Source organism: Streptomyces sp. NPDC002817, assembly GCF_053592055.1.
Genome location: NZ_JBSFUY010000007.1, coordinates 1 through 14,156, shown reverse-complemented (window position 1 = coordinate 14,156; position 14,156 = coordinate 1). Strand labels below are relative to the sequence as shown.

Below are 14,156 nucleotides of genomic sequence, written 5' to 3'. Positions count from 1 at the left end.
CCATGAACACGATCCCGCAATGGACCCTCGACCCGAGGCCCGGCACCGCGGTGTACGAAGTCCCGCTGCCGGACGGCCTGTCGGTCGACGCATCGACCGTACGGGCCGCACACGACAGGGTGCTCGCCACCTTCTCCGCGGACCGCGACGACACCGTGCTCCACGTCGCCGTCACCGGCCGCACGCTGCGCCTGCGCTACCGCACCGACGTCCTCGACCGCGAGGCCGCCGCCCGGATCGCCGGCTACCACCTGACCGCCCTCACCACACCGGTACGGCGCAGCCTGCTGTCCGAGGCCGAACTCCACTTCCAGCTGGAGGAGTTGGCGGGTCCGCGACGCCCACTGCCGGACCGGCGGGTGCACGAGCTGTTCGAGGAGCGGGCGGCGGCCCACCCCGACACCGTGGCCGCCGCGGAAGAGGGCAGGCAGTGGACGTACGGCGAACTCAACTCCCGGGCGAACCGCATCGGCCGGGCCCTGCTGGAACACGGACTGCGGCCCGAGGGCGTCGTCGCCGTCATCATGGAACGCAGCCTCGACTGGCTGGCCGCCGTGCTGGGCGTCCTCAAGGCGGGCGGTGTGTACCTGCCGATCGAGCCGCACTTCCCGGCCGGACGCATCAGGGCGATCCTCGCCCGCGCCGACTACAACCTCGTCCTCACCGAGGACTCCGTGGCGGCCGCCTACGAAGAAGGTCACGCCGAGACCGACCTCGGTGTCCCCGTCGCGGCGGACCAACTGGCCTACATCTACTTCACGTCGGGCTCCACGGGCGAACCCAAGGGCGCGATGTGCGAGCACGCCGGTTTCGTCAACCACGTCCTCGCCAAGCTGGAGGACCTGGACATCGGCCCAGGGCAGGTGGTCGCGCAGACCGCGCCGCAGTGCTTCGACATCTCCCTGTGGCAGCTGCTGGCCGCGCTGCTGGTGGGCGGGCGGACGCTGCTGGTCGGGCAGGACACGATCCTGGACGTGCCACGGTTCGTGGACACGATCGAGCGCGGCCGGGTCAACGTGCTCCAGGTGGTGCCGTCGTATCTGGAGGCGGTGCTGGCCGAGTTGGAGCAGCGGCCGCGTGAACTGCCCGATCTGCGCCGCGTGTCGGTGACCGGCGAGGCGGTGAAGAAGGAACTGGCGGAACGCTGGTTCGCGACCCTCACCGGGATTCCGCTCGTCAACGCCTACGGTCTGACGGAGACTTCGGACGACACCAACCACGAGGTCATGGACCGGGTGCCGGACGAGGCGCGGGTCCCACTCGGGCGGCCGATCGCCAACGTGCGGATCTACGTCGTCGACGAGCGGTTGGTGCCCGTGCCGCTGGGCGCGCCCGGTGAGATCGTCTTCTCCGGGGTGTGCGTGGGCCGCGGGTACGTCAACGATCCCGAGCGCACCGAGGCGGCGTTCACCGAGGACCCGTACCGGCCCGGCGAGCGGCTGTACCGCAGCGGGGACCACGGGCGCTGGCTGCCCGACGGGAAGCTGGAGTTCCTGGGCCGCCGGGACACCCAGGTGAAGATCCGCGGCTTCCGCATCGAGATCGGCGAGATCGAGAACGCGCTGCTGCGGGTGCCCGGCGTCCGGGACGGGGCGGTGGTCGTCGTACGAGGGACGCAACTGGTCGCGTTCTGCGCCGGGGCGGCGCCGGTCGACGCGGGTGTCGTACAAGAGAGGCTGGCCGCCTCGCTGCCCGCGTACATGGTCCCGTCGGTCGTGCACTGGCACCGGCGGCTGCCGCTGACCGCCAACGGCAAGACCGACCGGCGCACGCTCACCGTGCTCGCCGAGGACCTCGACACGCGAACGGACGGACCCAGTACGCCGGTTGAGCACCGATTGGCCGCCGCCTGGGCCGAGGTGCTCGGGATCCCGGCCGACCGGATCGGCCGCCACGACCACTTCTTCGACCGCGGCGGCACCTCACTGGCCGCCGTGAAGCTGGCGATCGCCCTGGACCGGGCGATCACCCTCAAGGACGTCACCCGCCATCCGGTCCTCGCGGACCTCGCGGGTCTGCTCGACCGAACCGCCTGAAAGGAAGCACCTGATGCCGCTCTCCACTCCGACCGGCCGTCCCCCGCTGCTGCGGGCCGAGCCCGGCGGTACCCCGGAGGCCTGGTCGGCCGAGCACCGCGACGAGCTGCGGGCCGCGGTCGCCGAACACGGCTGTCTGCTGGTCCGTGGCCTCGGCCTGCGCGACCCCGGCTCCACGGCCGTCGTCCTCACCCGCCTTGCCGACTCCCTGATGCCCGACCGGGAGCCCTTCGCACCCCGGCGCAGCTACACCGGCGGCGTGTACTCCTCCACCAAATGGCCACCGAACCAGCAGATGTGCATGCACCACGAGATGAGTTACGCCCTGGAGTTCCCCGCCCTGCTCCTGTTCGCCTGTCTGGAGGCGCCCGCGTCCGGCGGCGCCACCGCGCTCGCCGACTCCCAGGCCGTGTTCGACGCGCTGCCGCCGGAGCTGACCGGGAGGTTCGAGCAGGAGGGCTGGGTGCTGACGCGGACGTACCACGACGAGATCGGGGCGTCGGTCGCCGAGGCCTTCGGCACCGACGACCGCGCCGCGATCGAACGCTACTGCCGTGCCCAGGCCATCGACTTCGCCTGGCAGCCGGACGGCTCCCTGCGCACCCGCCAGCACCGCGGCGCCGTGCTCGACCACCCGGGGAACGGCCGCCGTTGCTGGTTCAACCAGGTCGCCTTCCTCAGCGAGTGGACGATGGAGCCCGAGGTGCGCGAGTACCTGGTGGAGGTCTACGGCCCGGACGGGCTGCCCTTCAACACCCGCTTCGGCAACGGCGATCCGCTCGACGAGGACGTCGTCCGCACGATCAACAAGGTGTACGAGACGCACACCGTGCGCGAGCCGTGGCGCTCCGGCGATCTGCTGCTCGTCGACAACATCCGTACGGCACACGGCCGGGAGCCGTTCGAGGGCCCGCGCGAGGTGCTGGCCGCGCTGGCCGATCCGGTACGGCGTGCCGATCGCGAAGTGAGGACCCCATGACCACCCTGACCGCACCGCCGTTCGCCGTGATCTCCGGCAGCCAGGTCCAACAGGCCCTGGACGGACGGGAGTCGGAGATCGCCGATCTGGTCGAGGCCGTGTACCGGCTGCACGGCGCGGGCGACTCCGTGAACCCGCCCTCGTACTTCCTGCGTTTCCCGGACCGCCCGACGTCCCGGATCATCGCGCTGCCGGCCTCGCTCGGCGGCCCGCTGCGGGTGGACGGCCTGAAGTGGATATCGAGCTTCCCGGAGAACACCCGCTCGGGCCTCCCCCGCGCGTCGGCGGTCCTGATCCTCAACGACCCCGACACCGGCTACCCGTACGCCTGTCTGGAGAGCTCGGTCATCAGCGCCACCCGCACCGCGTCCTCCGCGGCCCTGGCGGCCGACCGCCTCAGCAGCGGCAGGACCCGCCCGACCCGCGTCGGCTTCATCGGCACCGGCCTGATCGCCCGCTACGTCCACTCCCATCTCGCCGGCACCGGCTGGGAGTTCGAGGAGACGGGTGTGCACGACCTGTCGGCGAAGAGCGCGGCCGGGTTCTGCGGCTATCTGGAGCGGTCGGGATCGAAGGGCCGCGTGAAGGTCCACGACGACCCCGAGACCCTCATCCGCTCCTGCGACCTGCTGGTCTTCGCGACGATCGCGGCGAAGCCCCATGTGCACGACCCGTCCTGGTTCACCCACCACCCCCTGGTGCTGCACGTCTCACTGCGCGACCTCGCCCCCGAGATCCTGCTCGCGTCCGCCAACTTCGTCGACGACGTCGAGCACTGCCTCAAGGCGGACACCTCCCCGCACCTGGCCGAACAGCTCACCAGCAAGCGGGACTTCATCGACGGCACGCTCGACGACGTACTGACCGCACGCGTCACCGTGCCCACCGACCGGACCGTGGTGTTCTCACCCTTCGGCCTGGGCGTGCTCGACCTCGCGGTCGGCAGGTTCGTCCACGACGAAGTGGCCAGGCGGGGGGAACTGCACGTCATCGACGGGTTCTTCCACGAGCTGCGCCGGTACGGCTGACCGACTCGCGCACGTGGCGCACGGAGACAAAACAGGGGGAACGGCATGCCCGTCATATCCGATCCGGCCCAGTTCAACGAGGAGGAGCTGTACGTCGACCTACGATCCGCGCTCGGCCTCCCGCTGTACCTGAAGTGCGAGGGCTTCAACTTCGCCGGGTCCATCAAGATGAAGGCCGCGACCGAGATGGTGGACGCCGCCGAACGCGAAGGACTGCTGCGGCCCGGCTCGGTCCTGGTCGAGTCGTCGTCCGGGAACCTGGGCGTGGCGCTGAGCGTCATCGCGGCGAGCCGGGGCTACCGGTTCCGGTGCGTGACGGACGTGCGCTGCAACGAGGCGAGCGTCCGGCTGATGGAGTCGCTCGGCAGCCGGGTGCACATCATCGAGGAACCGGACACCCACGGGGGTTTCCTGGGCGCGCGGATCGCGTACGTGCGCGGGCTGTGCGCCTCAGACGACCGGTACGTGTGGCTCAACCAGTACACCAACCAGGGCAACTGGAAGGCGCACTACCGCACCACGGCCCCGGCCATCGCCCGTCGCTTCCCACGCCTGGACGTCCTGTTCGTCGGCGCCGGCACCACCGGCACGCTGATGGGCTGCGCCCGCTGGTTCTGGCAGTGGCGCCGGCCCGTCCACATCGTCGCCGTCGACAGCATCGGCTCGGTCACCTTCGGGGGCCCGCCCGGCCGCCGCATGATCCCGGGCCTGGGCACCAGCGTGCCGCCACCGCTGCTGGACATGTCGTACATCGACGACGTGGTCCGGGTGCAGGAGACGGACACGGTACGGATGTGCCGCAGCCTGGCGCACCGGGGGTTCCTGTTCGGCGGCTCGACGGGGACTGTCGTCAGCGGGGCAGGCCAGTGGCTGGAGAACCATGGCAGGCGCGGCCTCACGTCGGTGGCGATCGCCCCCGACCTGGGCGAACGCTATCTGGACACGGTGTACCGAGAGGATTGGCTCACGGAAGGGGCGGAATCTGAACTAGTGGGCCTGATGGCAGCGCCCCTCTAGGGGCGCGGGGCCGTATCGATATGCGGCTACCGCCGCGTGAGCGCGAGCAACCACGACGGACCCGCACCCGGAGAACGACATCGCACCCCCGCCACCGGGTAGGTTCGCCAACATGGCAGGCACCACGCACACCGTGACCAACCAGCCCCCACCCCTGATCGGCCACGACCTCTACACAGCCGACAAAGCCCTGGTGGCGGCCGTGGAACGCCACATGGAACCCGACAGCCTGGACGACGTCCACAGCGAACTCGCGGCCCTCGGCAAAACCTCCGGCTCCGTCCAGGTCCAGGAGTGGGGCGCACAGGCCAACGAGAACCCCCCGACACTGCGCACCCACGACCGCTACGGCCACCGCATCGACGAGGTCGACTTCCACCCCGCCTGGCACCGCCTCCTCGGCAAGGGCGTCTCCGCCGGCCTCACCGCCGCCTGGACCCGCCCCGCCGGCCACGTCCGCCGAGCCGCCGCGTTCCTGATCTGGACCCAGGTGGACGCCGGCAACCTCTGCCCCCTGTCGATGACGCACGCCGCCGTCCCCGCGCTCCGCACGGACCCCGCCCTCGCCGAGGAGTGGGAGCCCCGTCTGACCTCGACGGTCTACGACCGTGAGCTGCGCCCCGCGCACCGGAAGGCGGGCGCCCTGTTCGGCATGGGGATGACGGAGAAGCAGGGCGGCAGTGACGTACGGGCGGGCACCACCCGGGCCACCCCGCTGGCCGAGGACGGCACCTACGAGCTGACCGGCCACAAGTGGTTCTGCTCGGCCCCCATGTCCGACGGCTTCCTCGTCCTCGCCCAGGCCCCCGACGGCCTCACCTGCTTCCTGGTCCCGCGTGTCCTGGACGACGGCACCCGCAACCCGTTCCGCATCCAGCGCCTCAAGGACAAGCTCGGCAACCGCTCCAACGCCTCCGCCGAGGTCGAGTTCGACGGCACCTGGGCACGCAGGGTCGGCGAGGAGGACCGGGGGGTGCGGACCATCATCGAGATGGTCGCGGCGACCCGGCTCGACTGCGTGCTCGGTTCGGCGGGTCTGATGCGGCAGGCCGTCACCCAGGCCGTCCACCACTGCACGTACCGCGAGGCCTTCGGCGGCAAGCTCGTCGACAAGCCCCTGATGCGCAACGTGCTGGCCGATCTCGCCCTGGAGTCCGAGGCGGCGACCACCCTCGCGCTGCGGCTCGCGGCCGCCTACGACGACGGTGGCGAACAGGAGCGGGCGTTCCTGCGGATCGCGGTGCCGGCCGCCAAGTACTGGGTGACCAAACGCTGCCCCCCGGTGACGCTGGAGGCCGCCGAGTGCCTGGGCGGCAACGGCTACGTCGAGGACTCCGGCATGCCCCGACTGGTGCGCGAATCCCCGCTCAACTCGATCTGGGAGGGCGCGGGCAACGTCCAGGCCCTGGACGTACTACGGGCCCTGCAACGAGAGCCCCTGGCCCTCAACGCCTACCTCCAGGAGGTAGGCAAGGCCCGCGGCGCCGACCACCGTCTGGACGGCGCGATCAAGAACCTGCTGACGGAACTGGCCGACCTGGAGGGGATCGAGGCCCGAGCCCGGCGGCTCACCGAGCGACTCGCGCTCGTGCTCCAGGGCTCGCTGCTGGTGCGTTTCGCACCACCGGAGGTGGCCGACGCGTTCTGCGCGTCCCGCTTGGGCGGAGACGCGGGCACAGCGTTCGGCACCCTGCCCCACAGTCTGCCGTTGGCTTCCATCGTGGAGCGCGCCCGACCGGCCTAGGGGCGCGGGGAACTGCGCGAGCCGCCACAGACCGGCCCGCAGACGCCACCGCACATCAACCAGGCACCCCCTACCGCGAAACCCCGCCCGACCGCCGGAGGTAGGGGGTGGTGCTGCGCCGACACGGCACCACCCCCGCCTTGGCCCGTTCGAGGCCGCGAACGCCGCTCGGGACGGCGTCGCTCAAGTTTCAAACAAGGCCTGGCCGTCCACCAGGGTTGCAAGGGGTTGCAACTTGCTGCTGACTGTGGCCGGACTGTGTCCCTCCGCGAGGGCCGAAAGGCACTATGAGACGGACAGTCAGCGACGGACGTCGCACGCGTGGCCGAAAGGCACCGAGAAACCGGTTGTCCGCAGCCCTTCATCCGGGAGGATCCCGTGGCGCACCCGCAGACGGACGTCACCCAGCTCGCCGCCGTGGACGCGGCGCGTGCGGCACGGGTGCTCAGCGACGTGCGCTCGGCGACGCTCTCCGGGCAGCGGACCCCGGTCGCACCCCGTCCGGTGATCGAGCAGTCGTGGGGGCGGATGCTGCGCGGCGGGGTCGATCCCGACCATGACTTCCGGACCGGGCTGCTGTCCCTGGAGGAGGTGCAGCGGCGGCGCGAGACCTCGGTGCTGCGGCACGTCCTGCCGGTGCTGCGGCAGGGGCTGGTGTCGGTCGCGGACGTCGCCCACCACATCATGGTGGTCGCCGACGAGGACGGCCGGGTGCTGTGGCGGGAGGGCAGTTCCCCGGTGCTGCGCAAGGCCGACGGGACGGGCTTCGAACTCGGCGCGGACTGGCGGGAGAGCGTCGTCGGCACCAACGGCATCGGCACCCCGGTGGTGGCCCGCCGACCGGTGCAGGTCTTCGCCTCCGAGCACTTCGTGCGTTCGCAGACCTCCTGGACCTGCACCGGGGCACCGATCACGGACCCGCGGGACGGGCGGCTGATCGGTGTGGTGGACGTGAGCGGGCCGCTGGACACGATGCATCCGGCGACCCTGGCCTGGGTCGACTCGGTGGCCAAGCTCGCCGAGGCCCGGCTGCGGGAGCTGCACCAGGCCTCGCTCGAGCAGCTGCGCGCGGTGGGGGCGCCGGTGCTGGCGCGACTCGGCGGCCGGGCCCTGGTGGTGGACGGGGACGGCTGGACGGCCGCGGTGACCGGGATGCCGTACCAGAACCGGATCGGGCTGCCCAAGTCGCCGACGGCGGGCCGACGGTGGCTGCCGACGCTCGGTCTGTGCTCGGTGGAGCCCCTCGCAGGGGGCTGGCTGGTGCGGGCGGCGGCCGAGCCGGTGCCGGAGGGCACCACCCGTATCGTCCTGGATCTGTCGCAGCCGCGCCGCTGGTCGGTGACGGTGTCCGGGATCGCCGGGTCGTGGAGCCATGAACTGAGTCCGCGGCACGCCGAGTTGCTGTATCTGCTGGCCGTGCACCGGGGCGGTCGCAGTGCGGCGGGCCTGGCCGAGGACATGTTCGGCGACCCGGAGCGCAGGGTGACGGTGCGCGCGGAGATGTCCCGGGTCCGCCGGTATCTCGGGGGACTTCTGGAACACCGGCCGTATCGTTTCTGCGAAGGTGCGGAGGTCGAGGTCCTCCGCCCCGCCGACCCGCACGACCTGCTGCCGCACTCCACGGCACCCGCGGTGACCGGCAAGCGGTTGTCCGCACACCTGCCCTGAGTGACCCAACAGGCGGCATCTTTCGCATATTTGCAGGGTCTTCGTCCCCGGCGGGGCCCGACTGCCGTAGCATCCCTCTACGGGCCACCCCACCTGCTCCTTGGTCAACGTACGGATCACCAGGCGCAGTTGGCCCGCCTCGGGAGGACAACATGATGCAGCGCGGCAGACACCGCAGGCAGAAGCGGGGCAGAGCGGCGCGCGCCTTCCTGGCCGGGACCGCGCTCGCGCTCACCGCCGCCGCCACGATGATCAGTGCCTCACAGGCCACGGTCGCCGACGATCCCGGGGCACTGAAACCGCTCGCCACGTCCGCCGAGACGGACGTACTGCGCCTGCGGGAGCACCTGGAGCCGCAGCGCAGCCTCGACCGGCTCGCCTCCGCGATGGGCACACCGGTCGGCGTCGGCGCCGTCCTCGACAGCGCCGAGCACACGCTGCGCACCGCGGCCGACTGCACTGCCACCGAGCGCGAGGCGCTGCCCGTCGAACCGGCCACCACCCGCGCGTACTGCTGGGACGCCGCCGACACCCGGTCCTGGCGGGCCGGCGCGGTCACCACCTCGGGCGACGCGGACGACGACGGTCTGTGGGGGCAGAACCGGGTGATCCTCTCCGCCTGGTCGCAGGGCGCCCACGATCTGGCCCGGGTGGCGTTCATCGACGCCAACGACCTGGACCGCCCCACCTACTCCTGGGTCCTGCTCACGGTCCCGGTCGACGGCGGCCGCGACTACCGCGCCCTCGACTCCCGGATCTCCGGCATGGTCTGGTACCAGGACAAGCTGCTGGTGACCGCCGCCGAGGGGCTGTACGTGTACGACATGGACCGCGTCCAGCGCACCACGGTGGACAGCCCCGCCGTCGGCCGTGTGGACGGCGGCTGGGCGGGGCACGGCAGCCGCTGGGTCCTGCCCGCGGTCGGCACCTACAGCCTGGCCGGCGGGAAGGCCGCCGCGCAGCCCGCCTATCTCTCCCTGGACCGCAGCACCTCCCCCGACAGCCTGGTCGCGAGCGAGTGGGTCTCCAAGGACGACGACCGGGACGTGCGGCTGTGGCGCTACGACTTCAGCGGCGCCTCCGACCGCGCCGGCCTGCTCACCACCGATCCCGCCGGGTACACCCGGGTCGACGAGGCGTACGAGACCGAGGCGGCCGGCGTCGGCGCCGTGCTGTCGTACGGCTCGAACTGGTACCTCGGCCGCGCCGCTGACGCGGACGACGGTCACGGGACGCTGTGGCGGCAGAACGCGACCGGCGCGCGGGCCACCCGGTGCGGCACCGACGAGACCCGCCAGTGCTGGAGCACCGAGCCGGAGTCCCTCTCCTACTGGGAGGCGACCGGCGAGGTGTGGTCCCAGTCGGGCCGGGTGCTGTTCGCCATGCCGCTGGCGTCGGTCGACAGAGCGCTGGGCTAGGGTCCGCCGGGCGGATCACGGGACCGTTCGACAGATGATCGGGCCGGATGGTTCCCTGGCAGGCATGGCCAACATCCCCGTGACCACCTGGTCCCTGGAACAGACCGACCCGACCGACGTCCTCCCGGCCGCCGGGCCGGACGGCGACGTCGTGATCGTGCGCTCCGAGGTCCCCTCCCCCGGGTTCAGCCGCTTCCTGTACGCCTCCGTCGGCGGCGACATCCGCTGGATCGACCGGCTCGGCTGGACGTACCCGCAGTGGGAGGAGCACCTGGGCCGGCCCGGCGTGGAGACGTGGGTGGCGTACGACCGGGGCACGCCCGCGGGGTACGTGGAGCTGGAGCCGCAGGACGACGGGGTCGTGGAGATCGTCTACTTCGGGCTGATCCCGGCCTTCCGGGGCCGCCGGATCGGCGGCCACCTGCTGTCGTACGGCGCCGCCCGCGCCTGGGACCTCGCGGACCGCTGGCCGGGGCTGGCGCCGACGAAGCGGGTCTGGCTGCATACGTGCAGCCTGGACGGCGAGCACGCCATGGACAACTATCTGCGCCGGGGCTTCAAGCTCTTCGACACCAAGGTCGAGGAGGAGCCCGACGTGGCCGCTCCGGGGCCCTGGCCGGGCGCCTACCCGGCCTGACCTGCGCAGACAAGACTCCGCGCACAGTATGTGATCGAGACCACCCTTGTCTCACTCTTCGGGACAAGGGTGTCCGCATGATGGACGAAGCTGGACTGTGTCCAGATCGCCGTGACACGCTTCCGTCATGTCTGGAACTGGAATTGCCTTGGTGAGTCGGCGGCACGTCGACCTCGGCCGCATGTCCAGCGCCATCTGTCCGGCGCGCTAGCGAGCCGCAGCGCCGCCCGACATCTCCCGCATTGGTCTCATTCCTGCGCAATGTTGCGCACGTACACGTATGCGCCCGTACGCGCAGGTCAGAGCCGCTTTCCCGCCTGTCCCGAAGGACGAATAACCATGGCCGCCACCCCGCAGAACCCTGCTGCCACGACTCCGCGCCGCAAGGTGAGCCGTCACCGCGGTGAGGGGCAGTGGGCCGCGGGACACCACACCCCGCTGAACGGCAACGAGCAGTTCAAGAAGGACGACGACGGTCTCAATGTGCGGACACGCATTGAGACGATCTACTCCAAGCGGGGCTTCGACTCGATCGACCCCAACGACCTGCGCGGCCGCATGCGCTGGTGGGGCCTCTACACCCAGCGCAAGCCCGGGATCGACGGCGGCAAGACCGCGATCCTGGAGCCGGAGGAGCTGGACGACAAGTACTTCATGCTGCGGGTGCGGATCGACGGCGGCCGCCTCACCACCCAGCAGCTGCGCGTGATCGGCGAGATCTCGCAGGAGTTCGCGCGCGGCAGCGCGGACATCACCGACCGGCAGAACATCCAGCTGCACTGGATCCGCATCGAGGACGTCCCGGAGATCTGGAACCGGCTCGAGGCCGTCGGCCTGTCCACGACCGAGGCCTGCGGCGACTGCCCGCGCGTGGTCATCGGCTCGCCGGTCGCCGGTATCGCCGAGGACGAGATCATCGACGGCACCTGGGCCATCGACGAGATCCACGAGCGCTACATCGGCAGCAAGGAGTTCTCCAACCTGCCGCGCAAGTTCAAGACGGCGATCTCCGGCTCCCCGCTCCTGGACGTCGTCCACGAGATCAACGACGTGGCGTTCGTCGGCGTCGAGCACCCCGAGCACGGCCCCGGCTTCGACGTGTGGGTGGGCGGCGGCCTGTCCACCAACCCGAAGCTCGGCGTCCGGCTCGGCGCCTGGGTGCCGCTGGAGGAGGTCCCGGACGTCTGGGCCGGCGTGATCGGCATCTTCCGTGACTGGGGCTACCGGCGGCTGCGGACGCGTGCGCGTCTGAAGTTCCTCGTCGCCGACTGGGGCGCGGAGAAGTTCCGCCAGGTCCTGGAGGACGACTACCTGAAGCGCAAGCTGACCGACGGTCCCGCACCCACCGAGCCCACGGGCCGCTGGCGCGACCACGTCGGCGTGCACCGGCAGACGGACGGCCGTTACTACGTGGGCTTCGCCCCGCGCGTCGGCCGCGTCGACGGCGCCACGCTGACGAAGATCGCCGAGGTGGCCGAGGCGCACGGCTCGGGCCGGCTGCGCACCACCGTCGAGCAGAAGATGATCGTCCTCGATGTCGAGGAGGCGCAGGTCGAGCCGCTGGTCGAGGCCCTGGAGGCCCTTGACCTCACAGCCAAGCCGTCCCCGTTCCGGCGCGGCACCATGGCCTGCACCGGCATCGAGTACTGCAAGCTCGCCATCGTCGAGACCAAGCAGCGCGGCTCCTCGCTGATCGACGAACTGGAGCGCCGGATCCCGGAGTTCGACGAGCCGCTGACCATCAACCTCAACGGCTGCCCGAACGCCTGCGCACGTATCCAGGTGGCGGACATCGGTCTCAAGGGCCAGCTCGTGCTCAACGACCAGGGCGAGCAGGTCGAGGGCTACCAGGTGCACCTGGGCGGCGCCCTCGGTCTGGAGGCCGGCTTCGGCCGCAAGGTCCGTGGTCTGAAGGTGACCTCCGACGAGCTGCCCGACTACGTCGAGCGGGTCCTGAAGCGCTTCCAGGAGGAGCGCGAGGACGGTGAGCGGTTCGCCGCCTGGGCCTCGCGTGCGTCCGAGGAGGCCCTCTCATGAGCGAGCGGGCCGCCCCCTTCTACTGCCCCTACTGCGGCGACGAGGACCTCCGGCCGAGCGAAGCCTCGGCAGGCAGCCACGGCGCGTGGGAATGCGCGGCGTGCAACCGCGCTTTCCAGTTGAAGTTCCTCGGGCTTCTCGCCCGAGGTCTTCAGCAGACCGACGCAGGGGGAGAGCAGATATGACCGCCGTTCGGGAAGAACGCACGACCGACGATCTCAAGGCGCTCGCCGAACAGGCGGGCCGCGACCTGGAGGACGCCTCCGCGCTGGAGATCCTCCAGTGGGCCGTCGACACCTTCGGGGCACGCTTCTGCGTGACCTCCTCCATGGAGGACGCGGTCGTCTCCCATCTGGCGTCCCGGGTCCGCAAGGGCGTGGACGTCGTCTTCCTCGACACCGGCTACCACTTCGAGGAGACCATCGGCACCCGTGACGCGGTCGAGGCCGTGATGGACGTCAACGTCATCACGCTGTCACCGACGCGGACGGTCGCCGAGCAGGACGCCGAGTTCGGCCCGAAGCTGCACGACCGCGACCCCGACCTGTGCTGCAAGATGCGCAAGGTGGAGCCGCTGGAGCGGGGCCTCACGAACTACCTGGCCTGGGCGACCGGGCTGCGCCGCGACGAGTCCCCGACCCGGGCGAACACCCCGGTCGTCGGCTGGGACGAGAAGCGCCAGAAGGTCAAGATCTCCCCGATCGCCCGCTGGACCCAGGACGACGTGGACGCGTACGTCGCCGAACACGGCGTCCTCACCAACCCGCTGCTGATGGACGGCTACGCCTCCGTCGGCTGCGCCCCCTGCACCCGCCGGGTCCTGGAGGGCGAGGACGCGCGCGCCGGCCGCTGGGCGGGCCGCGGCAAGACCGAGTGCGGGCTGCACGAATGACCATCACCGAGAAGGAGTTGCACGTGACGACCGGAGCCACCGTCTGGCTCACGGGTCTGCCGAGTGCCGGCAAGACCACCATCGCGTACGAGCTGGCAGGCCGGCTGCGCGAGGAGGGCCATCTCGTCGAGGTGCTCGACGGCGACGAGATCCGCGAGTTCATCTCGGCGGGCCTCGGCTTCAGCCGCGAGGACCGGCACACGAACGTGCAGCGCATCGGCTTCCTCGCCGAACTGCTCGCCCGCAACGGCGTCAAGGCGCTCGTCCCGGTGATCGCGCCCTACGCGGACAGCCGTGAAGCGGTGCGCAAGCGCCACCAGGAGGGCGGGGCGGCGTACCTGGAGATCCACGTGGCCACTCCGGTCGAGGTGTGCTCCGTACGCGATGTGAAGGGTCTGTACGCCAAGCAGGCCGCGGGCGAGCTGTCCGGGCTGACCGGCGTCGACGACCCGTACGAGGAGCCCGACTCGCCCGACCTGCGGATCGAGTCGCAGGACCAGACCGTCCAGGAGTCCGCGGCGGCTGTGCACGCGCTGCTCACCGAGAGGGGACTGGCATGACGACGACCGTTGCGGCGGTGGAGGAGGGTACGGACGCTCCATACGCCCTCTCCCACCTGGACGCTCTCGAATCCGAGGCCGTGCACATCTTCCGCGAGGTGGCGGGCGAGTTCGAGCGGCCGGTGATCCTCTTCTCCGGC

13 protein-coding genes and 1 pseudogene are annotated in these 14,156 nt (G+C 71.0%); all 14 read left to right on the top strand.

The annotated features are described in order from the left end of the window. Positions 1-2: 2 nt before the first annotated feature. Positions 3-2,036 carry a non-ribosomal peptide synthetase gene (locus ACWD3I_RS15490; protein WP_365394413.1) on the top strand — a complete coding sequence of 678 codons (2,034 nt, stop codon included), beginning with the start codon at positions 3-5 and terminating at the stop codon, positions 2,034-2,036. A 13-nt stretch (positions 2,037-2,049) separates the two neighbouring features. Further along, positions 2,050-3,015: a TauD/TfdA family dioxygenase gene (locus ACWD3I_RS15485; protein WP_365394412.1), complete on the top strand. Its 966-nt coding sequence runs from the start codon at positions 2,050-2,052 to the stop codon at positions 3,013-3,015. Next, a complete protein-coding gene (sbnB, locus tag ACWD3I_RS15480) occupies positions 3,012-4,043 on the top strand; it encodes a 2,3-diaminopropionate biosynthesis protein SbnB (RefSeq protein WP_365394411.1) in 1,032 nt (343 codons plus the stop codon). The genes ACWD3I_RS15485 and sbnB overlap by 4 nt, the downstream gene beginning before the upstream one ends. Before the next feature lie 45 nt (positions 4,044-4,088). After that, positions 4,089-5,060, top strand: a complete 972-nt coding sequence (gene sbnA / locus ACWD3I_RS15475; RefSeq protein WP_365394410.1) for a 2,3-diaminopropionate biosynthesis protein SbnA — start codon at positions 4,089-4,091, stop codon at positions 5,058-5,060. A gap of 112 nt (positions 5,061-5,172) precedes the next feature. Beyond that, on the top strand, positions 5,173-6,804 hold the full coding sequence (locus ACWD3I_RS15470; protein ID WP_365394409.1) for an acyl-CoA dehydrogenase family protein: 1,632 nt from the start codon (positions 5,173-5,175) through the stop codon (positions 6,802-6,804). 378 nt (positions 6,805-7,182) lie between these two features. Next, entirely contained in the window at positions 7,183-8,472 is a 1,290-nt protein-coding gene (locus ACWD3I_RS15465; RefSeq protein ID WP_365394408.1) for a GAF domain-containing protein, read from the top strand. 152 nt (positions 8,473-8,624) lie between these two features. Beyond that, complete coding sequence (locus ACWD3I_RS15460; protein WP_365394407.1) at positions 8,625-9,890, top strand: hypothetical protein; 1,266 nt, start codon at positions 8,625-8,627, stop codon at positions 9,888-9,890. Positions 9,891-9,954: 64 nt separating this feature from the next. Beyond that, on the top strand, positions 9,955-10,527 hold the full coding sequence (locus tag ACWD3I_RS15455; protein WP_365394406.1) for a GNAT family N-acetyltransferase: 573 nt from the start codon (positions 9,955-9,957) through the stop codon (positions 10,525-10,527). A 127-nt stretch (positions 10,528-10,654) separates the two neighbouring features. Further along, on the top strand, positions 10,655-10,738 hold the full coding sequence (locus ACWD3I_RS15450) for a putative leader peptide (RefSeq protein WP_310591794.1): 84 nt from the start codon (positions 10,655-10,657) through the stop codon (positions 10,736-10,738). A 128-nt stretch (positions 10,739-10,866) separates the two neighbouring features. Next, the gene (locus tag ACWD3I_RS15445; RefSeq protein WP_365394405.1) at positions 10,867-12,564 is read left to right on the top strand and encodes a nitrite/sulfite reductase; all 1,698 of its coding nucleotides are present in this window, start codon (positions 10,867-10,869) and stop codon (positions 12,562-12,564) included. After that, a complete protein-coding gene (locus tag ACWD3I_RS15440) occupies positions 12,561-12,749 on the top strand; it encodes a hypothetical protein (RefSeq protein WP_365394404.1) in 189 nt (62 codons plus the stop codon). The genes ACWD3I_RS15445 and ACWD3I_RS15440 overlap by 4 nt, the downstream gene beginning before the upstream one ends. Then, positions 12,746-13,456 carry a phosphoadenylyl-sulfate reductase gene (locus ACWD3I_RS15435; protein ID WP_365394403.1) on the top strand — a complete coding sequence of 237 codons (711 nt, stop codon included), beginning with the start codon at positions 12,746-12,748 and terminating at the stop codon, positions 13,454-13,456. The genes ACWD3I_RS15440 and ACWD3I_RS15435 overlap by 4 nt, the downstream gene beginning before the upstream one ends. Next, positions 13,453-14,016 (top strand): adenylyl-sulfate kinase, encoded by a 564-nt coding sequence (cysC, locus tag ACWD3I_RS15430; protein WP_266886622.1) that lies wholly within the window; start codon positions 13,453-13,455, stop codon positions 14,014-14,016. Before ACWD3I_RS15435 ends, cysC begins: the two co-directional genes overlap by 4 nt. Next, positions 14,013-14,156: pseudogene (locus ACWD3I_RS15425) on the top strand (sulfate adenylyltransferase subunit CysD); the annotation flags it as partial. The gene cysC and the pseudogene ACWD3I_RS15425, both read left to right, overlap by 4 nt.